Genomic DNA, 19,599 nt, shown 5'->3' with positions numbered 1-19,599 from the left:
TCGGGTTTTGTCCGGGCACGCCGGTAACGTGGAGCAACGATGAGCACCCCACTCGACCTCCAGTGGCAGAGCGATCTTCCGCAGCACGGATCGCCGCAGTCGGACGAATCCGGGCGCGCCTCGCGGTCCGGCCCTGATCCGGACGCCCTGCTCAACGGTTTGAACCCGCAGCAGCGCGACGCGGTGGTGCACACCGGCTCGCCGCTGCTCGTGGTGGCCGGCGCCGGGTCGGGCAAGACGCGGGTGCTGACCAACCGGATCGCGTACCTGCTCGCGGGCGGCGTGCACCCGGGCCAGATCATGGCGATCACCTTCACCAACAAGGCCGCGGCCGAGATGAAGGAACGCGTCGTCGACCTGGTGGGTCGGCGGGCCAACGTGATGTGGGTTTCGACGTTCCACTCCATGTGCGTCCGGGTGCTGCGCCGCGAGGCCAAGAACCTGGGGCTGTCGTCCAACTTCTCGATCTACGACTCGGACGACTCCCGGCGGCTGATCACCATGATCGCGCGGGAGCAGGACCTGGACTCCAAGCGCTACCCGGCGCGCACGCTCGCGGTGCACATCTCGAATCTGAAGAACGAGCTGCTGACCCCGGAGGCCGCCGCCGAGCAGGCGGGCAACGACATGGAGCGCAAGGTCGCCCAGGTCTACGCGGGCTACCAGCGCCGGCTGGTCGAGTCCAACGCGATGGACTTCGACGACCTGATCATGCGCACGGTGGAGCTGCTGCAGGACCACCCGGCGGTCGCGGAGTACTACCGGCGGCGCTTCCGGCACGTGCTGGTCGACGAGTACCAGGACACCAACCACGCGCAGTACGTGCTGGTGCGCGAGCTGGTCGGCACCGGGACGACCGACGACGGCGTCGAGCCGGCGGAGCTGTGCGTGGTCGGTGACGCCGACCAGTCGATCTACGCCTTCCGGGGCGCGACGATCCGCAACATCGAGGAGTTCGAGCGCGACTACCCGCAGGCCAGGACGATCCTGCTGGAGCAGAACTACCGCTCCACGCAGACGATCCTGTCCGCGGCCAACGCGGTGATCCGGCGCAACCCGAACCGGCGCGACAAGCGGCTGTGGAGCGATGCGGGGGACGGCGAGCGGATCGTCGGCTACGTCGCGGACAACGAGCACGACGAGGCGGCGTTCGTCGCCGGCGAGATCGATCGGCTGGTGGACGAGGGCGACGCGACGTTCAACGACATCGCGGTGTTCTACCGGACGAACAACCAGTCCCGGGTGTTCGAGGAGGTGTTCATCCGGCTGGGCCTGCCGTACCGGGTCGTCGGCGGCGTCCGCTTCTACGAGCGTCGCGAGGTGCGGGACGCGCTGGCCTACCTGCGGGTGCTGGACAACCCGGAGGACACGGTCAGCCTGCGCCGCATCCTCAACGTGCCCAAGCGCGGCATCGGCGACCGGGCGGAGGCCGTGGTCGCCGTGCACGCCGAGCAGGAGCGGATCTCGTTCGCCGCCGCGCTGCGGAAGGCGGCGGCCGGGCAGGTTCCGCTGCTCAACACGCGGGCCCGGAACGCCATCGCGGGTTTCGTGGCGCTGCTCGACGAGCTCCAGGCGGTCGCGGCGGAGTCCGATGTCGCCGAGATCCTCGAGAAGGTGCTGGAGAGCACCGGCTACCGCACCGAGCTGGAAGCCAGCGACGATCCGCAGGACGCCACGAGGGTGGAGAACCTGACCGAGCTCGTGACGGTCGCGCGGGAGTTCACCGAGACGCTGGCGGGAGCGCCGGTCGGCGAGTCCGCGGTCGAGGTCGACCCGTCGGCCGAGGCGGTCGTCGCGGAGGCGGTGCCCGCGGCGGAGGGCGCCGAGGAGGCGGCGCTGGGGCTGCCCGCGGACGACTCGCTGTCGGCGTTCCTGGAGCGCGTCTCGCTGGTGGCGGACGCGGATTCGCTGCCGGAGTCCGGGGACGGGGTCGTCACCCTGATGACCCTGCACACCGCGAAGGGCCTGGAGTTTCCGGTGGTGTTCTGCACCGGCTGGGAGGACGGCGTGTTCCCGCACTCGCGGGCGCTCGGCGACCCGGCCGAGCTGGCGGAGGAGCGGCGGCTGGCGTACGTGGGCATCACCCGTGCCCGGCAGCGGCTGTACCTGTCGCGGGCGCTCATGCGCTCGGCGTGGGGGCAGCCGATGACGAACCCGGCGTCCCGGTTCCTCACCGAGATCCCGGACGAGCTGATGCACTGGCGCCGGATCGAACCGGAGCGAGCCGCCCCGCAGGTGCGCAGCACCTGGGGCAGCCGCGGCGGTTTCGACCGAACCGGGTCGGATTCGGCCCAGGCGGGGCTGGCGGCGCGCGGCATGCGCAGCACGGGCATGAAGGGCTGGAAGGACGCCGTCGCCATCAAGCTGGAGGCCGGCGACCGGGTCACCCACGACAAGTACGGCCTCGGCACGGTGCTGTCCACCGAGGGCGAGGGACCGCGGGCCACCGCGACGATCGACTTCGGCAGCTCCGGCACGGTTCGCCTGATGCTGATCGGCAGCGTGCCGATCAGCAAGCTCTGACCGGGCGAGCGACTTCAAGTCCTAAGTAGACAATGTTCGGCCGGCGGATCATCCGCCGGCCTTGCGAGGTTCTGCGGAAGCGGCACGACTTCGCAAGCGCGGCAGTTCGCCCGCCGCGTCACGTGCGAGGAAAGCCCGTCCCGTGCCTTCGCGCGTCCTGGGCTGTCGTCGCAGGCAGGGCGGTCAGAGGATCGCGCCGCCGTCGGAGGCGAGGTCGGCGACGGTGTCCCGGATGCGGGCCCGCAGCCATTGGTGGGCCGCGTCCGCGTCGTTGCGGGGATGCCACGCCATGCCCACCTCCAGCGTCGGGAGGTCCAGCGGCACCTCGAAGGTGTGCAGCCCGAGTCGTCGCGCCGCGGATTCCGTTGTCAGGCAGACGAGATCGGTCTCCCGAGCCAGCAGCAGTGCGGCGGTGTGGCTGGGCAGCACGACCGCGACTCGCCGCTGGATCCCCAGCTCGGCCAACCGCTCGTCCACCGGCCCTCGCGCGTGACCGCGCCGCGAAACGCTGATGTGCTCGGCTGCGCCGAATCGCTGCGGTGTGACCCGGTCGCGAGCCAGCGGATGTTCGGAGCGAACCGCGCCGACCAACCGCAGTGACGCCAACGGTGCCGTGCGGGTCTCCGGATCGAGGTGTTTGAGCACCCCGAGCTCGACATCGATCAGGCCGTCGCGCAGGGCGCGGGTGTCCTCGACGGCTTCGGAGGCGAACCGCAGCGTCACTCCCGGCGCGTCGTTCCCGGTCGCCGCGAGCAGTCCGGGCGTCAGCGCGTCGATCAGGAGATCGCTCGTCTGCAAGGTGAAGGTGCGGGACAGCGAGGCGGGGTCGAAAGCCGCGCCGCGGCTGAGCAGCGTGCGCGATTGCTCGATGACGGAATGCACGCCGTCGCGCATCGCTGCGGCGAACGGCGTCATGACCATGCCCTGACCGGCGCGCACCAGGATCGGATCGTGCAGGACGCGGCGGATCCTGCCGAGCGTCCGGCTCATGGCCGCGGGCGAGGTCTGCAGCTGTTCCGCTGCGCGCGTCACGCTTTGCTCGTGCAGCAGGGCATCCAGTGCCACCAGCAGATTTAAGTCCATTATGGACAATTGGAACTCCATTATGATGTCGGTCACAGCTGCCGCGAAGGATGTTGGCCACCAGCAGTATTACGCGCGGAGCAAGTATTGCGTGCCGGCTTTGCCATCGCGGCAACGATATTTCCGGCCCAAGGTGGAGATGATCCCGCACCGGCGGGAACCTTTCGACCTGAGGAGAACCGACCATGCAGACCGGCGACGTGCTGGCAGTGGTCAGCCAGAGCGGCCCCACCGTGAGCTTCTACGACGCGATCACCCACCAGCCGCTCGAAACCCTCGAACTGCCTTCTGAACCGCACGAGCTCTGCTTCGACCCCGAGCACCGGGTCCTGTACTGCACGATCGCCTATCGCTCGGGCTACTACGGCGCGAACACCGGCCAGGCGCACGAGGTGGTGGTCATCGATGCCGATGAGCGCGAGATCATCGAGGTCATCGACCTCTCGCCGGAGCACGGCCCGCACGGCCTGGCGCTGGACGCCGAGAACCGGCGGCTGTACGTCAGCGTCGAGGCCGGGCCTGCCGGGCCGGGCGGCGTGGTCGTGCTCGACACGGAGACCCGCAAGCAGATCGGCCGCATCGACACCGAGGCACCGGGCCCGCACTGGTTCGTGATCACGCCGGACGGGCGTCGCGGCTACGCCAGCAACAAGGAGGCCCCGTTCGTCTCGGCGGTCGACCTCGAGGCCGGTCGGCTGCTGCGCAAGGTGCCGGTGGCGGGCAGCGAAGGGATCGCCGTCACCCCCGATGGCAAGCACGTTTGCGTGGCCACGCCGAAGGCCGGGACCCCCGACGCCCCGACCGCCATCGAGGTGATCGACACCGAGACCAACGACATCGTCCGGACGATCCGCACCGAGGAGCCCGTGCTCGCGGTCCACATCACCAGCACCGGCACGCTGCTCGTCGGCGGGCTCCGGTTCGACGGCGACCCGGCCCTCATCCGGAAGCAAGCGGGGCAGCTGCTGAGCTACGCGGCGGGCACCTACGAGCCGCTCGGCGGTGTCGATGTCGGCAGCTTCCCGCTCACCATCGCGTCCTCGCCCGACGGCACGCGCGCCTACGTGTCCGCCGTCGCGTCTTCGACGGTCTCCGTCGTCGATCTCGAAACCCAGAGCACGCTGGCGACCCTGCCGATCGAACGGCGTGGCGAGCCCGGCGCGCACGGCCTCGCCTACATCCCGGCCGGCCGGGGGTGCTTGGGTTCGTAGAGCCCGATCTCGGCGCCGCTGGGCAGGCGGAGCGCGGTGAGCAGCCCCCAGCCTTCGTTGCTGACGGGGCGGGTGATCTCGACGCCGCTCTCCTGCAGCTCGCCGATGGTGACCGCGATGTCGTCGCACATCAGGTAGAGCTCGCAGGTGGGCTCACCCTGGGTGGGATGGGTGGCGAGTTCCGCGGGCGGCAGCCCGAAGATCAGCCACCCATCCCCGGCGTCGACGGCGTCGAACCCGAGCACGTCGCGGAGGAACGCCCGGTCCCGTTCGGCGTCCCGGCTGAACAGCAGCAAGTGCGCACCGTTGATCATCGCAACCACCTCCTGGCGAAACCGTGCCACGGCAGCGGACGGCCCGCCGCCCCACGACAAGCCCGGGCGTTGTCGGCGGCGGGCGTGCGCTGTCGCACGACACCGGAGCCGCCGCCGCGAACTCGTGGATCCCGTGATCGCCGACGGGAACTCGATGCCATCGGGTTTCCCGCCGAGGGCACCCGGCAACCGACCGGCGCTGGCCGGTCTGCCGAGTCAGAAGCGGTAGCGGAGCATCCGGCCCATCCGCCGCATCGCGGTGATGCGCCCGGACGCGCGGATGGCGGCGCGCGCCGGTAGTGGATACCTGTCGAGTTCCGGAGCATCGGTGAACGACCACTCGGTGACGAACCGCAGCCCGGGCACGCTGGATTCCAGCGCTCGCGGCTCGTCGATGCCCCAGTGCAGGCGCGCTCCGGCGTGGACCACCGCGGGGTTGAACCGGTTGGACACCCGGACCCCCAGGCCGCTGAAGGCGTCGAAGATCAGCTCTCCGCTGGGGAAGTGCCCGGTGATGCGGCGCAGCAGCGCCAGGCCGTCCACTTCGGACAGGTACATCGTGAGCCCTTCGGCGACCACCAGGACCGGCCGGTCGCCGGGGATGTCGTCGAGCAGGTCGGGTGCGGTCACCGACGAGGCGATGGTGTGGTGGTGCGGGCGTTCCGGGAATAGGCGTCGACGCAGCTCGATGACGTCGGGCTGGTCGATGTCGTACCACTCGACGCTCTCCGGCGGGTTGATCCGCTCGAAGCGGCTGTCCAGGCCGCAACCCAGGTGCAGGACCGCCATGCCGGGCCGCAGGGCCTCCTCGACCCAGCGATCCAGCGCCTTGGCGCGCATCGCCACCGAACCGGCGTTGTGCGCGCCCAACTTGAACTTGCCGAAGTCGAAGTCGATGCGCTGAACGGCCTCGTCGGAGTACCGGTCGCCGAGCATCGGGTCCGCCGAACGGTTGTCCAGCGCACGCAGGTAGAGCGTGGCGAGCATCGTCGCCTGCGCGCCGGTCAGCTCGACCTTCTCGCGCTGCCGGTGCTCGAAGCTGTAGTGCAGCAGTCGCATGGCCTTGCGCAGCGGCGGGATGGCGTTCATGAACTTCGCGATCGTGCGGTTGGCCGCGTCCATCTTCGCCACGCTCGGCAGGTCCATCATCGGCAGTTCCCGCTGCAGCCGGAGGCCGGGCACGCGCAGTTCGAGGGCGCGGGGATCGCCGATGCCCCAGTGGAAGGAGGCGCCCGTTCGCTGCAGGAACCCGGAGAAGCGCGCGGCCCGCACGGTCCACGGCAACACCGCGTCGAAGATCATCTCGCCGATCTCGAAGCGCTCGACCAGTCGGCGCAGCAGGTCGATGCCGTCCGCCTCGGTCAGGTACATCGTCAGGCCCTCGGCGATGACCAGCGTCGGCCGCCCGGTCGGGATCTCGTCGAGCCAGTAGCGGTCGGTCACCGATGCCGCGATCGTGCGGTAGTTCGCCGGGGCCTGCGGGTAGAGGCGGTTTCGCAGCTCGATCACGTCGGGCATGTCGATGTCGTACCAGCGCACGTCGGCGGGCACGGTGAGCCGGAACGCCCGGCTGTCCAGGCCGCACGCCAGGTGCAGAACCACCGCGTCGGGGTGCTCGGCGAGGTAGCTCGCCGCCCAGTCGTCGAGCTGCTTGGCTCGCAGGATCACCGCCAGTTGGTCTCCCGAGCTCAACAGCCTGCGGAAGTCGAAGTCGATGCGGTCGAGCAGCCGGTCCGCCGTCTCGTCGCCGAGCACCGGATCGGGCCTGCGGTTGTCCATGGCCCGGGCGTAGAGGGGGCCGAGGAGCGTCTGCTGAGCGCCGGTAAACCGGATCTGTTCGGTCACGTGGCTCAAGTTACACTTGTTTCACAAATTCGTGAAATAAAGAAAACGTTTAAAATGTTCGAGTGATCGACACGGCTGCTGAGGATGAGGACATGGCAGAACGCGCGGGCGACGAGGTCCTGCGGTTCGTCGAGCGGTTCGCCCTGGACCTGACCGGCGCCGGCTTCCCGCGCATGGCGGCGCGGGTGTTCGCGAGCCTGCTGGTCGCCGACGAGGGGCGGCGGACGGCGAGCGAGCTCGCCGAGGTGCTGGACGTGAGCCCGGCGGCGGTCTCCGGCGCGGTCCGCTACCTGGCGCAGGTCAAGCTGGTGGTGCGGGAGCGAGGTCCCGGCGAGCGGCGCGATCACTACCGGGTGCTCGACGACGTCTGGTACACGAGCATCATCGAGCGCGACGCGGAGCTGCTCGGCTGGGAGCGGACCCTCGCCGAAGGCGTGGCCGCGGTCGGCGCGGAATCGGGGCCCGGGAGGCGCCTGGACGAGACCCGTCGGTTCTTCGAGTTCCTCCGCGCCGAGATCCCTGAGCTGATGCAGAAGTGGCATCGGCAGCGGGAGTCGTGACCCTGCTCGGCGAGTTCGGCGGACTAGTGCACTTCAGCCTCGCAGCCAGGCTGATGAACCGGAATGCCAGGCAAACCGGCTGCGCAACAGGCAACTGCCCTCGATGATCGGCTCCGGATCGACGTGGTCGCCGAGGCGTGCAGATCTGCTCGATCGGAGTGCGCGGGGGCGCTGCCGACCGTGGGTGGGGCGAGGCTGAACAGCTGGAGGCGGAGACCTCTTCGGCCGCAGCTCGCGCGGAGCGCTTGGCGATCCGGTCGACGCGGAAGGTCCGCCAGTCGTCGTGATCGTCGCCGCGGGCCAGCAGGCGGTCGGCCGTCAGAGCCGGTTCGGCAGCCGCTCCCGGCCGGTGGTCGCATTGGCCAGTGTCAGCGGCACGGTCACCGCGCCGAGGCCGTTGACCCGCCGTCGCGAGGACAGAACTTGTTGGAGCTTGGCCAGCGCCCGTACCGACGTTTCCTCGACGCTGTCGACGATGTCCCTTGCCGCCATGCGAAGGCAGATCACGGCCTCCTCGCTGGGCATGGCCTTGCCGGCGATCGGGTAATAGCCGCCTTCCACGCTCGATCGGACGCAGCCGGTCGCACGGGCCGACGTCGAAGCGCGCGGCGAGTTCGCGGGGGTCATCGACTTCGGTGTGCAGGCGGCTGAAGGCAGAAGCGGCGCCGACGGCAGTCGACGCCACTTCTGAAACGCGCGTGATGCTTACGCGGGCGAGATGCCGCGGGCCTGCATCCAGGGCAGCGGGTTGATCTTCTTGCCGCTGGTGTTCCACACCTCGAAGTGCAGGTGCGGGCCGGTGGAGAAGCCGCGGTTGCCCATCGTGGCGATCTGGTCGCCGGCCTTGACCTTCGTGCCCTGCTTGGCCGTGATGGTGTTGACGTGGCCGTAGACGGTGATCGTGCCGTCCTCGTGCTGCACCCGCACCCACAGGCCGAAACCGCTGGCCGGGCCCGCCTCGATCACGACGCCGTCGGCGACGGAATAGATCGGGGTGCCCTTGGCGTTGGCGATGTCGATGCCGTAGTGCGTGGTGCCCCAGCGGCCACCGAAACCGGAGGTGAAGGATCCGTCGGCGGGAAGCACGTACTTCGGGGCCCGCGCCGCCTCCTCGGCGGCGATGCGGGCGGCGTCGCGCTCCTGGGTGATCCGCTCGCTCTTCTTGAGCTGCTCCATATCGGAGCTGACGTCGGTCGTCTGCGCGACCGGGAGCATCGCCGGAGCGGGAGCGCTACCGCCGACGCCGGTGTAGGACTGGTCGGCCAGCGCGGTGTTGAACGAGGCCGATGCGTCCGACGGGTTGAAGTCGTCTTGGTCCGGGGCGGCGTGCCCTTCACCTGCGGCCATCGACTGGCCGGCGGCCGCGAAGGCGCCGGCTGCGACGGCGGCGACGACCACGCGGCCGCGCCAGACCGATGCGGGTGAGGAGCCCCGGGTCTTCACCGGACTGCAGGAGGGGTCGTCGGGGGACGCCTCCGCACAGCCCGGGGAGTTTTCTTCGCCGCCGGGGGAGCGGTGTCGAGCCAATGCCTGCCCTTCCGTCTCGGGGAGTCGGATCACGTTTCCGGGCGGGGATCCCGGGGCCGGTCGGGGAACCGGCCGAAGGTTGTCCTTCGTGATCAGACCGTGACAACGGACCGGGGGACAGTAACCAAGGTGATCCCCTAGGGGCAACTCCCTGTCCGTGGTGTCTCGACTACGGAATGTGCCCGGAGGGCGCTCGGCGGGCCCGATTGTCAGGCCCGTGTGGATACTGGGAGTGGTCGTCGCGCAGCGGAGCTGCCAGCGGCTTCGTGATCAGCGCGGGGTAGATCGATCGGCCCGCGACTGTCATCGATGTGTCTCGATCAAGTTGTCGCGCGGTAATAAAATGTGTTGCAAGTCACACTCTAAGAGCGGCTTGATGGGCACTCCGCGGTGCTCCGTTCGGTCGGCCCTAGGGGATGTCCCTGAGCGTGTGACCGGTGGGTGCCGCGACCGTCCGGGGTTGCTAGCGTCTGCGCGGTGACTGCGCGGCCCGACCATCCGTCCGGCGGTTCCTCGGCTCTCGCCGCGAATCCGCAGCCCGATCTCGAGCTACCGATGCGACTGCGGGTCGCGATCGTGGTGGCCGCCGCCGGTGCTCTGCTAGTCGGCCTCGGACCATTGCTCGGGCTCGTCGAGCCCGGCGCCTCGGCGGCATTCCTGGCATGGCCCCTCTTGCTGGCGCTCTCGCTGCTCGCCCCCGCGCTGGCCTTCGTCTTCGCCAAGCGCGGAAGGCTCGGAACGGCGGCGGCAGTGCTCGTCGGCCCGGCGGCGCTCGCGCCCGGCCGCCTGGTGCTGGATCTGCAGTTCGTCGCCGACCCCGGACTGGCCGCCCGGCCCGAGCTGCTCCGGGTGGAAACCCTCGACGCCCTCGCTCCTTCTGCTGGTGTCTGGTTGCTCCTCGCAGGACACGTCGCGGCGATCGTCGCCGGCGTTCTCGCAGTTCGGGGCATCGGGCACGGCGATGAGGGCACCGGCTCGCACCGGCAAGGCCTGCTCACACTCGTGCTGTGCGCCGGCGTGATCGCGGCAGTCGGCGTTCTGATGGCGCCGTTCGCCTCCGAGGACCCGTACCTGTTGCCGCACCCGGCGCTGGACGGGCCGGTGGTGCTGCTGATCGGCGGCATCCTGCTCGCCGTCGCCGCGCCGAGCACCGCCGGATTCCTGGCGGGCTCCACCGACCCGGAGTTCGCCCGCGGCGGACTGCTCGGAGTGGCTGCGGCGCTGGCCTGCGTGGCCGTGCCGCCGCTGGTGTCCGCGACCGTGCTCGACCAGGTCCAGTTCGCTTGGGGTCCCGTGCTCGTCGTGGTCGCGGTGATCACGTTGGTCGCGCTGGCCGTGCCTGCCGGGCGCGCCGACTCCGGCGAGTCGACCGACGATCTCCGCCTGCCCGCGCTGACCCGGTTGATCGCCACCTCGGCCGTGCTCGCCCTGGTCGCCGGTGCGCTGGCGCTGCTGGCGGCGGCCGCGCCGCAGGTGGAGATGCCCTTCGGGCTGCGCGACCCGTCGCCGTACCCGGCGCGGATGCTGTGGCCCGCCGGCTCGTTGCTGGTGGCGCTGGGCATCGGATTGCTGCTGCCGCGCGCCGCCGGATGGCTGCGCCCGATGCTGACGGTGGTCTGGGTGGTGATCCCGTTCGCGGCGGCCGGGGTGCTCGACGCGGTGTTCACCGCCGTGCAAGCAGCGGACGCAAGCGCCGGCATTGGAGCCTGGGCGGCCGGGATCGCGGTCCTGTTCGCCGCGTCCGCGGCGATCATCGCGGCCATCGCTGGTGCGGTCGAGCGCGACGACGTGGATCTGACGGAGATGGCGATGCACCGCATGGTGCTGGTTCCGTCGCTCGTCGCACTGCTGCTCGGGGCCGGTGCGTTCAGCTTTCCGGTGCTCACGGCCCCGGACTACACGGCGCCCGGCGTGTTCACCGACTTCGGGACGACGTCCTGGGGGCTGGTGATCGCGCTGGCCGCGGTGGTCGGAGCGGCGGTGCTGGCGCCGATGTGCCGACCGCCTCGCGCGGCAGCGCTGCTCTGCGCGGCGGCGCTCGTCGTGGCGGTCCGGGTGCTCGAGTTCCCGCTGACCGCAGAACGGCTCCCGGGTTCGGAGCCCGGCCTGGGGCTGTGGTTCGGCGCGGCCTGCGTGGTGGTGCTGCTCGGAACGTCGATCGCGGCCGGCCGAGTACCCCGCGATCGACAGTAATAAGGAACGATTCCTGATCACCCCCAGCGGTTCCGGAGCGGAGTTCCCGCAGGTATGGGTCCCGGAGGCGGCTGGAGTGAACGGTCCACCCAACGCCGGCAGTGCACGCCGGCGTTGGGTGGATGAGGCGAACGGCCTGTTCGCCTCATCTATCGGAGCGAACAAGCCGTTCGCTCCACCCAGCCAGTCCATCGCCGCGTGACGACATCGTGCGCCACTGTGCGGAACGGTTCGTGTGATCGGGAAACACCGAGGTCGCGGAGATACGGGTGCTGGGCCGTTCGCCGCGGGCGAATCACTCGATCCGCGGCCTTGCCGTTGCCCGCGGAGCGGTCGACAATGCCTGGCACACCGTCACGGTGCGCTGTTCCGTTCGTCACCACGAACGTCGATATCGAGCCTGCGGAGCAGGCGAATCCTCGTGCTGGACGGTTCGACCAGGCCTAATGCCCAACCTCAGGTGAGGCAGTTCACCGGGTGCGCCGCCCCATGCGTCCTCGCAGGTCGATATCGTCACCGAGTCCGACACCGACGTCGCAGGAGAGTCGAGTGGACCTGTACGAGTACCAGGCGAAGGAGCTCTTCGCCTCCCACGGAGTGCCGACGCTGCCCGGCGCCGTGGTAACCGATCCGCAAGGGGCCAAGGCAGCCGCCGCAGAACTGGGCGGGCCCGTTGTGATCAAGGCCCAGGTCAAGACCGGGGGCCGCGGTAAGGCCGGTGGCGTGAAGCTGGCCGAGAACCCGGATGAGGCCGAGACCAAGGCCGGGGCGATCCTCGGCCTGGACATCAAGGGCCACATCACCCGCAAGGTGCTGGTCACCACCGCCTCCGACATCGCCGACGAGTACTACTTCTCGTTCCTCCTCGACCGCGCCAACCGCAACTTCCTCGCGATGGCATCCGTCGAGGGTGGCATGGAGATCGAAGAGGTCGCGGCGACCAAGCCCGAGGCGCTGGCGAAGATCGCGATCGACCCGATCGAGGGCGTCGACCAGGACAAGGCGCGGGAGATCGTCACCGCCGCCAAGTTCCCGGCCGAGGTCGCCGACCAGGTCGCCGACGTGATCGTCCAGCTGTGGGAGACCTTCGTTTCCGAAGACGCCACGCTGGTTGAGGTCAACCCGCTGGTCAAGGACCCGCAGGGCAAGATCATCGCGCTGGACGGCAAGGTCACCCTCGACGAGAACGCCGCGTTCCGCCAGGCCCAGCAGGCCGAGTTGGTGGACAAGGAAGCGGAGAACCCGCTCGAGGCCAAGGCCAAGGAGAAGGGCCTCAACTACGTCAAGCTGGACGGCGAGGTCGGCATCATCGGTAACGGTGCCGGGCTGGTCATGTCCACCCTGGACGTGGTCGCCTACGCCGGCGAGAAGCACAGCGGTGTGAAGCCGGCGAACTTCCTGGACATCGGTGGCGGAGCCTCCGCCGAGGTCATGGCCGCCGGCCTGGACGTCATCCTCGGTGACCCGGCCGTGAAGTCGGTGTTCGTCAACGTCTTCGGCGGAATCACCGCCTGCGACGCGGTTGCCAACGGCATCGTGCAGGCGCTGAAGATCCTGGGCGACGAGGCCACCAAGCCGCTGGTCGTCCGGCTCGACGGCAACAACGTCGAAGAGGGTCGCCGCATCCTGGCCGAGGCCAACCACCCGGTCGTGACGATGGTGGACACCATGGACGGTGCGGCCGACAAGGCCGCCGAGCTGGCTGCGGGGGCATGAGGCCATGGCTATCTTCCTCAACGAGAACAGCAAGGTCATCGTTCAGGGCATCACCGGCTCTGAAGGCACCAAGCACACCGCTCGGATGCTGCGCTCCGGCACCAACATCGTCGGCGGTGTGAACGCCCGCAAGGCCGGGCAGACCGTCGAGATCGAGGGCAAGCAGCTCACGGTCTTCGGCACGGTCAAGGAGGCCATGAAGGAGACCGGCGCCGACGTGTCGGTCGTCTTCGTGCCGCCGAAGTTCGCCAAGGACGCCGTGATCGAGGCCATCGACGCCGAGATCGGCCTGGCCGTGGTCATCACCGAGGGCATCCCGGTGCACGACTCGGCCTACTTCTGGGCGCACGCCAACGCCACCGGCAACAAGACCCGGATCATCGGGCCGAACTGCCCGGGCATCATCTCGCCCGGCAAGTCCAACGCCGGCATCATCCCGGCCAACATCACCGGCCACGGCAAGATCGGTCTGGTGTCCAAGTCGGGCACGCTGACCTACCAGATGATGTACGAGCTGCGGGACATCGGTTTCTCCAGCTGCGTCGGCATCGGCGGTGACCCGATCATCGGCACCACCCACATCGACGCGCTGCAGGCCTTCGAGGACGACCCGGAGACCGAGGCGATCGTCATGATCGGCGAGATCGGTGGGGACGCCGAGGAGCGGGCGGCCGACTACATCAAGGCCAACATCACCAAGCCGGTGGTGGGCTACGTGGCCGGTTTCACCGCGCCGGAGGGCAAGACCATGGGCCACGCGGGCGCCATCGTCTCCGGTTCGTCCGGCACCGCCGCGGCGAAGAAGGAGGCCCTGGAGGCCGCTGGGGTCAAGGTCGGCAAGACGCCGAGCGAGACCGCCAAGCTGATGCGCGAGATCGTCAAGGGCTGAGCCCGATCTCGACACGTCCTTTTCGGGGCCGGACGCCTTCGGGCGTCCGGCCCCGGTGGCTGTCTGCATGCTTTCGTGCGGGGCCGACGGAATCGCGAGCGCTTCGCCGGAGCCCGCAGACAAGTCGCGGTTGCGCGGTCTTCCGGTACACCGAAGCCGGTTGATTCGATACCGTCAGCAAGCTCCGCCCCCGAGTGTTGAAGCGAGGAGTCCGTCCAGCCATGTCCGCGCCCTTCCCCCAATCGCCGCCGCCGGCCGCCCCTGGACGTTCCGGCGTTCCGCTCGGTCTCAACGAGATCCTGGCCCTGGTGGCGGCAGGCGCCGGTCTGATCGGCTACCTGATCGGTTTCTTCGACGGCGTCGCCGGCGTGGCGATCGGCAGCCTCGTAGGGTTCTCCCTGATCGTCTCCGCGGCGCTGGCGGGTCTGCGGTTCGTGCCGAAGACGCCGGACGCGCTGTTCGCGGCCGCGCCGCTGTCCGCCTACGCGACCCTCAGCTTGCTGCAGGACCTGGTCGGCGGTGGCTCCGGCGGCATCGTCGTGGTGCTCCTGCTGCTGTCCATCGTCCAGCTGGGAGCCGTGGCCGGCATCCTGCTGATGGAGGGCGGCATCATCAACGCGCCGTCGAAGCCCGCGCAGCCCCGGAAGCCGTCCTTCGGCCAGTCCGCCCCGTTCCAGTCGGGCAAGCCCGGCGGCCCGGCCGGTCCCGGTGGGCCGGGTGGCCCGGGCGGCCCCGGTGGTCAGGGCGGCCCTGGTGGTCAGGGTGGCCCTGGTGGTCAGGGTGGGCCTGGCGGTCCCAGCGGCCCCGGTGCGCCGGCTTGGAACCAGCCCGGCCAGTTCGGTCAGCCGAGTGGTGGCTGGAGCCCGGCGTCCGGCCCGCAGTCCCAGCAGCCTGGCAACTGGGAGCCAGCCTCCGGCGGCTTCCAGTCCCCGAACCAGCCTGGTCAGCCCGGCCCGTCGGGCCAGCCGCCGCAGTCGGCCCCGTCTGCGCCGCAGTCAAGCCCGTCCGGTCAGCCGAGCCAGCCGCCGCAGCCCGGCCAGTCCGCGCCGACGTCGAACCCTTCCGGCCAGCCGGCGCAGCCGAGCCAGAGTGCGGGTCCGCAGGGCACCCAGCAGATGCCGCACCCCGGCGCCAATCCGCCCAGTTTCTGATCTGTTCGATCCGCTCGTCGCGCGGGCGGCCTTGCCACCAGTTCGTGCTGGTCGGCGGGCCGCCCGCGCGATGTTCGTAGGGGCGACCGCGGAATCGAGAGGGTGCTTTCGACGCGGAGCTCGTGACGGCGACCCGCCGCCGCCATCTTTGTCTAATGTGGACAGACCATGTCGCACGATGGGCGGAAGCAACGGCGTGTTGTGACCCGTTCGGCGTAACTTCGGTGCGACATTCAGCTGCGTGTCAGTGCTCGACTCGATCCCCCACGCCATCGCCGACGGTCCCCGCGAACGCCGGCACGGGATCCGCTGGTGGTTGCTCGCCGCGGCCGTTGGTGCCGTCCTGCTCGCCGGTTACCTGATCGCCGCGGGACTGATAGCGCTGGTGATGGCGACCGCGGGCGGTGCGCAGTTCGACCCGGTCGTGGTTCTGGTGGCAGCCCTGCCCGGGTGGCTCGCGTTGCACCAGACCGCGCTCAAGATCACCGATGCGCCGCTGAGCGTCCTGCCGCTGCTGCCCACCGCGCTGATGATGTTGCTGATCGCCGCCGCGTCTGCCTGGGTCGCGCGGCGGTCCCGACTGCGCCGCCCGGATCAGGCGTGGCCGTTGATCACGGCGATGGGGCTGGTGCACGCCTTCGTCGGCACCGCTATCGCCGTGGTGCTGGACGGGCCGGTGAGCGCGGTTCCGGCCGATGCGTTCCTGAGCTGCGGGCTGTTGGCCACGATCGCCTCTGCGGCGGGCGTGGCGAACCGGTGCGGGTTGATCTACCTGGTTTGGGAACGGGTCGAGGCCGAGGTCTGGTCGGGCCTGCGCCTCGGTCTGCTGGCGCTGGCCGCGCTCGTCGCGGCCGGTGGCGTGGTGCTGCTGGCCGGGATCTGCCTGTCGGCTCCGGAGATGGTCGCCGCGCTCGCTCGGCTCGGTAGCACGGCCGGCGATGCGATCGGCGGCACGCTGTTGTCGCTGCTCTACCTCCCGAATGCGGTCGTGGCGGGCTGGTCCTTCGCCGCCGGAACGGGCCTGTCGGTCGGTCGGCTCGAGGTTCAGCCACTGCACGTTGCGCCCGGTCCGGTGCCGGACCTGCCGTTGCTCGCCGTCCTGCCGACGCACGATTCGGCGGCCTGGTGGGCGATCGTGCTGGGGCTACCTCTGGTCGTCGGCCTCGTAGTCGGGACCGCCGTGCGTCGGGTGCCCGGATCCCTGACGCGTAGGCTGCTCGCGGTCGGCGTGGCGGCAGCGGTCGCGGCGATGGGAACGCTGCTGCTCGCGCACGTCGCCGGGGGCGACCTGGGCAATGGTCCATTCGGCCAGGTGACGCTGCGCCCGGTCGCGCTGGCCGCGGCGACGTTGTGCTGGGTCGCCATCCCGGCCGCCGCCGTCACATGGCTGGCCGGGCCGGACCTCGACGACGAGCTCGGCGCCGATCAGGCGGAGGCCGGAGAGTCCGCCGGTTCGACCGCTGCCGACGCCGACCCCGCGGACGAGCACACGACCGGCAATCCGTCTGATGCCGCCGCCTCGGGCACCGCCGACGACACCGAAACCGGCGCTGGCGACACCGCCGATGTCGATGGCGATCGAGCCGATGCCCCGGCGAGCGACAACGCATCCGAGGCGGAGGCAACCGGCGCGGATGCCCTGGACTCGGACGACCTGGCGCCGGAGATTCCGCACGCCCGCGAGGCCGCGGAGTCCGAACCGCCCCGGAGCAAGCCCGCCGAGATCGACCCCACCGAATTCGACGGCGACCTCACCGGGGACGACCGGAGGTGAGGGCTGCGCCACTCGCCCGGGCCCTGGCGACGTCGGCGCCGCAATCAGCGCTTACGCTGCTTCGGGAGATCGTGCCGAGGCATGTCAGGAGCGAACGCTGAATCCGAGTACGCCCGACCAGCCGAGCGCCGCCGAGCACTCGAAGTCAACCCGGTTCGCCACCGCCGGCCCCGCACGGGTCGTCGTGCTGGTGTCCGGATCCGGAACCCTGCTGCAAGCACTGCTCGACTCGACCAGTTCGCCGGACTTCCCGGTGCAGGTCGTCGCGGTGGGCGCCGATCGCGACGGCATCGAGGGGCTGGCCCGCGCCGAGCGCGCCGGGGTGCCGACCTTCGTGCGCCGGGTCAAGGACCACGCCGACCGCGCCGAGTGGGACCGCGCACTGACCGAGGCCTGCGCCGAGCACGAGCCGGACCTGGTGGTCTCCGCCGGGTTCATGAAGCTCGTCGGCGCCGATTTCCTGGCCCGCTTCGCCGGCCGGTACCTCAACAGCCACCCCGCGCTGCTCCCGTCGTTCCCCGGCATGCACGGGGTGCGGGATGCGCTGGAGTATGGAGTCCGGGTCACCGGCTGCACCCTGTTCGTGGTCGATGCCGGCGTGGACACCGGGCCGATTCTCGCGCAGGAGGCCGTCGAGGTGCGGCCCGACGACGACGAGGCGAGTCTCCACGAGCGGATCAAGGCCGTCGAGCGGCGGCTGCTGGTCGACACCCTGGAACAGCTGGCACTGCACGGCTGGACCGTGCAGGGACGGAAGGTGAGTATCCCGTGACCGCGAACTTGCAGGAGCGGCGAGCGGTTCGCCGCGCGCTGATCGGCGTGTCCGACAAGTCGGGCCTGCTGGAGCTGGCCACCGGGCTGCACGCCGCCGGCGTGGAGATCGTGTCCACCGGCGGTACGGCCCGCACGATCGCCGCGGCGGGCGTGCCCGTCACCCCGGTCGAGGAGCTCACCGGGTTCCCGGAGGCGCTCGACGGCCGGGTCAAGACCCTGCACCCGCGGGTGCACGCGGGGCTGCTCGCCGACCTGCGCCGCCAGGAGCACGCGGACCAGCTGCGCGACCTGGACATCACGCCGTTCGACCTGCTGATCGTGAACCTGTACCCGTTCGTCCAGACGGTCGCCTCGGGTGCCGCGCCGGACGAGGTGATCGAGCAGATCGACATCGGCGGGCCGGCGATGGTCCGGGCGTCCGCCAAGAACCACGCGAACGTCGCCGTCGTGGTCGACCCCAGCCGCTACGAGTGGGTGCTGGAGCAGATCCGCGAGGGCGGCTTCACGATGGCCGACCGGGTCGAGCTGGCCGCGGCCGCGTTCCGGCACACCGCGTCGTACGACGTCGCCGTGGCGTCCTGGATGAGCAAGGTGCCGACCGGGGACGACTCGGTGTTCCCCGGCTGGATCGGGGAGACCTGGGAGCGGCGCTCCGCGCTGCGCTACGGCGAGAACCCGCACCAGCCCGCCGCGCTGTACGTCTCCGGCGGCGAAGCGACCGGGCTCGCGGCCGCTGCGCAGCTGCACGGCAAGGAGATGTCGTACAACAACTACGTCGACGCCGACTCCGCCTGGCGCGCTGCGCACGACCACAGCGAGCCGTGCGTGGCGATCATCAAGCACGCCAACCCGTGCGGCATCGCGGTGGCCGACGACATCGCCGCGGCGCACCGCAAGGCGCACGAGTGCGACTCGGTGAGCGCGTACGGCGGCGTCATCGCGACGAACCGCGAGGTGTCGGTGGCGATGGCCGAGCAGGTCGCCGAGATCTTCACCGAGGTGATCGTGGCGCCGGGCTACGCCGACGGCGCCGTGGACGTGCTGAGCAAGAAGAAGAACATCCGGATCCTGACCGCGCAGCCGCCCAAGAGCGGCCGGATCGAGATGCGGGCGATCTCCGGCGGCATGCTGGTGCAGGGCTCCGACGCGATCGACGCCGAGGGCGACGACCCGGCGAACTGGACGCTGGCGGCCGGCTCGCCGGTGGACGCGGCGACGCTGGCGGACCTGAAGTTCGCGTGGCGGGCCTGCCGCGCGGTGAAGTCCAACGCGATCCTGCTCGCCGACGACGGGGCGACCGTGGGTGTCGGCATGGGCCAGGTGAACCGGGTCGACTCGGCGCGCCTCGCGGTGTCGCGGGCGGGCGACCGGGCGAAGGGCTCGGTGGCCGCCTCGGACGCGTTCTTCCCGTTCGCGGACGGCCCGCAGGTGCTGCTGGACGCCGGGGTTCGCGCGATCGTGCAGCCCGGCGGCTCGGTCCGGGACGCGGAGACCATCGCGGCGGCCGAGGCCGCCGGCGTGCCGATGTACTTCACCGGGACGCGCCACTTCGCGCACTGAATCCGGTGCACTGTGGACGGTGCGGTCGACTTCGGTCGGCCGCACCGTTTTCGTTTCGCCGGTCGCTCCGGCCAGGCGGTGATCGGTGTGCGTTTCGTCCGTGCGCATGGTGTCTCGCCTCCTCGGGCTGCGTGCCGCAGCCGTCGGCGCAAGGCCGGTGGCTACGGGTGGTGTCGTTCGACGTTCGCGGGCTCGCCGTGGGCCGGCCCGGCTGCTCGGGCGGCCGCCGGAACTGCTCGGACGGCGGCTTCCCCGCGAGGTGGAAACGCGGTCATGAGTCAAGTTGTAGCGGACATTTCCGCCAAGATCAGATGATCGAACAAATGTTCACTCGATCTGGTCGGAGCCCTTGACGCGGGTCGCTGTGCAGGGTTTACTTGACTTGTTCGAACTGAGGTTCGAGATAACGGAAGTGGCCGATGTCGGGGTCGGCTACTCCGATGGAACCGGCGCTGTGTTCGGGTGCAGGCGCCGCGCCG

General features: G+C 70.3%; 15 protein-coding genes. 10 read left to right on the top strand and 5 right to left on the bottom strand.

What is annotated here, in order from left to right; genetic code table 11:
* The first annotated feature begins 39 nt into the window (after positions 1 to 39).
* Positions 40 to 2,523, top strand: coding sequence for a UvrD-helicase domain-containing protein (locus tag BLW84_RS33550; protein ID WP_093273806.1), 2,484 nt, complete (start codon positions 40 to 42; stop codon positions 2,521 to 2,523).
* A 183-nt stretch (positions 2,524 to 2,706) separates the two neighbouring features.
* Here the strand turns inward: BLW84_RS33550 and BLW84_RS33545 are convergent, their stop codons facing one another.
* Entirely contained in the window at positions 2,707 to 3,606 is a 900-nt protein-coding gene (locus BLW84_RS33545; RefSeq protein ID WP_093273803.1) for a LysR substrate-binding domain-containing protein, read from the bottom strand.
* Positions 3,607 to 3,791: 185 nt separating this feature from the next.
* Between BLW84_RS33545 and BLW84_RS33540 the strand changes: the two genes are divergently transcribed.
* Positions 3,792 to 4,817 (top strand): YncE family protein, encoded by a 1,026-nt coding sequence (locus BLW84_RS33540; RefSeq protein ID WP_093273800.1) that lies wholly within the window; start codon positions 3,792 to 3,794, stop codon positions 4,815 to 4,817.
* Here the strand turns inward: BLW84_RS33540 and BLW84_RS33535 are convergent.
* Both BLW84_RS33535 and BLW84_RS49430 read right to left on the bottom strand, forming a co-directional pair.
* Complete coding sequence (locus BLW84_RS33535; RefSeq protein ID WP_093273796.1) at positions 4,781 to 5,131, bottom strand: VOC family protein; 351 nt, start codon at positions 5,129 to 5,131, stop codon at positions 4,781 to 4,783. The two genes, BLW84_RS33540 and BLW84_RS33535, sit on opposite strands and share 37 nt — an antisense overlap.
* A gap of 216 nt (positions 5,132 to 5,347) precedes the next feature.
* On the bottom strand, positions 5,348 to 6,976 hold the full coding sequence (locus BLW84_RS49430; protein ID WP_245761560.1) for a class I SAM-dependent methyltransferase: 1,629 nt from the start codon (positions 6,974 to 6,976) through the stop codon (positions 5,348 to 5,350).
* 92 nt (positions 6,977 to 7,068) lie between these two features.
* On the opposite strand from BLW84_RS49430, the gene BLW84_RS33525 reads away from it, so the two are divergent.
* A complete protein-coding gene (locus BLW84_RS33525) occupies positions 7,069 to 7,536 on the top strand; it encodes a GbsR/MarR family transcriptional regulator (RefSeq protein ID WP_177226831.1) in 468 nt (155 codons plus the stop codon).
* Between the two features lie 318 nt (positions 7,537 to 7,854).
* On the opposite strand, the gene BLW84_RS50475 is transcribed toward BLW84_RS33525, so the two are convergent.
* On the bottom strand, positions 7,855 to 8,163 hold the full coding sequence (locus tag BLW84_RS50475; protein ID WP_093273792.1) for a hypothetical protein: 309 nt from the start codon (positions 8,161 to 8,163) through the stop codon (positions 7,855 to 7,857).
* A 78-nt stretch (positions 8,164 to 8,241) separates the two neighbouring features.
* Positions 8,242 to 8,934, bottom strand: coding sequence for a M23 family metallopeptidase (locus BLW84_RS33515; protein WP_093273851.1), 693 nt, complete (start codon positions 8,932 to 8,934; stop codon positions 8,242 to 8,244).
* A 606-nt stretch (positions 8,935 to 9,540) separates the two neighbouring features.
* Here BLW84_RS33515 and BLW84_RS33510 point away from each other — a divergent pair.
* From BLW84_RS33510 to purH, 7 genes are all read left to right on the top strand, one after another.
* Complete coding sequence (locus BLW84_RS33510) at positions 9,541 to 11,256, top strand: hypothetical protein (protein WP_143061183.1); 1,716 nt, start codon at positions 9,541 to 9,543, stop codon at positions 11,254 to 11,256.
* 549 nt (positions 11,257 to 11,805) lie between these two features.
* Positions 11,806 to 12,972 carry an ADP-forming succinate--CoA ligase subunit beta gene (sucC, locus tag BLW84_RS33505; protein ID WP_093273787.1) on the top strand — a complete coding sequence of 389 codons (1,167 nt, stop codon included), beginning with the start codon at positions 11,806 to 11,808 and terminating at the stop codon, positions 12,970 to 12,972.
* 4 nt (positions 12,973 to 12,976) lie between these two features.
* Positions 12,977 to 13,861 (top strand): succinate--CoA ligase subunit alpha, encoded by an 885-nt coding sequence (gene sucD / locus BLW84_RS33500; protein ID WP_093273785.1) that lies wholly within the window; start codon positions 12,977 to 12,979, stop codon positions 13,859 to 13,861.
* 221 nt (positions 13,862 to 14,082) lie between these two features.
* Entirely contained in the window at positions 14,083 to 15,012 is a 930-nt protein-coding gene (locus BLW84_RS47880; protein WP_093273783.1) for a DUF5336 domain-containing protein, read from the top strand.
* A 241-nt stretch (positions 15,013 to 15,253) separates the two neighbouring features.
* Positions 15,254 to 16,786: a cell division protein PerM gene (locus BLW84_RS33490; protein ID WP_143061182.1), complete on the top strand. Its 1,533-nt coding sequence runs from the start codon at positions 15,254 to 15,256 to the stop codon at positions 16,784 to 16,786.
* Between the two features lie 190 nt (positions 16,787 to 16,976).
* A complete protein-coding gene (gene purN / locus BLW84_RS33485) occupies positions 16,977 to 17,558 on the top strand; it encodes a phosphoribosylglycinamide formyltransferase (RefSeq protein WP_342743198.1) in 582 nt (193 codons plus the stop codon).
* The gene (gene purH, locus BLW84_RS33480) at positions 17,555 to 19,120 is read left to right on the top strand and encodes a bifunctional phosphoribosylaminoimidazolecarboxamide formyltransferase/IMP cyclohydrolase (RefSeq protein ID WP_093273714.1); all 1,566 of its coding nucleotides are present in this window, start codon (positions 17,555 to 17,557) and stop codon (positions 19,118 to 19,120) included. The genes purN and purH overlap by 4 nt, the downstream gene beginning before the upstream one ends.
* The last annotated feature ends 479 nt before the right edge of the window (positions 19,121 to 19,599 follow it).

This window comes from Saccharopolyspora shandongensis (assembly GCF_900106995.1).
GTDB classification, from domain to species: domain Bacteria; phylum Actinomycetota; class Actinomycetes; order Mycobacteriales; family Pseudonocardiaceae; genus Saccharopolyspora; species Saccharopolyspora shandongensis.
Note: the sequence above shows the minus strand (reverse complement) of the source record. Positions and strands in the feature narration are given on the sequence as shown.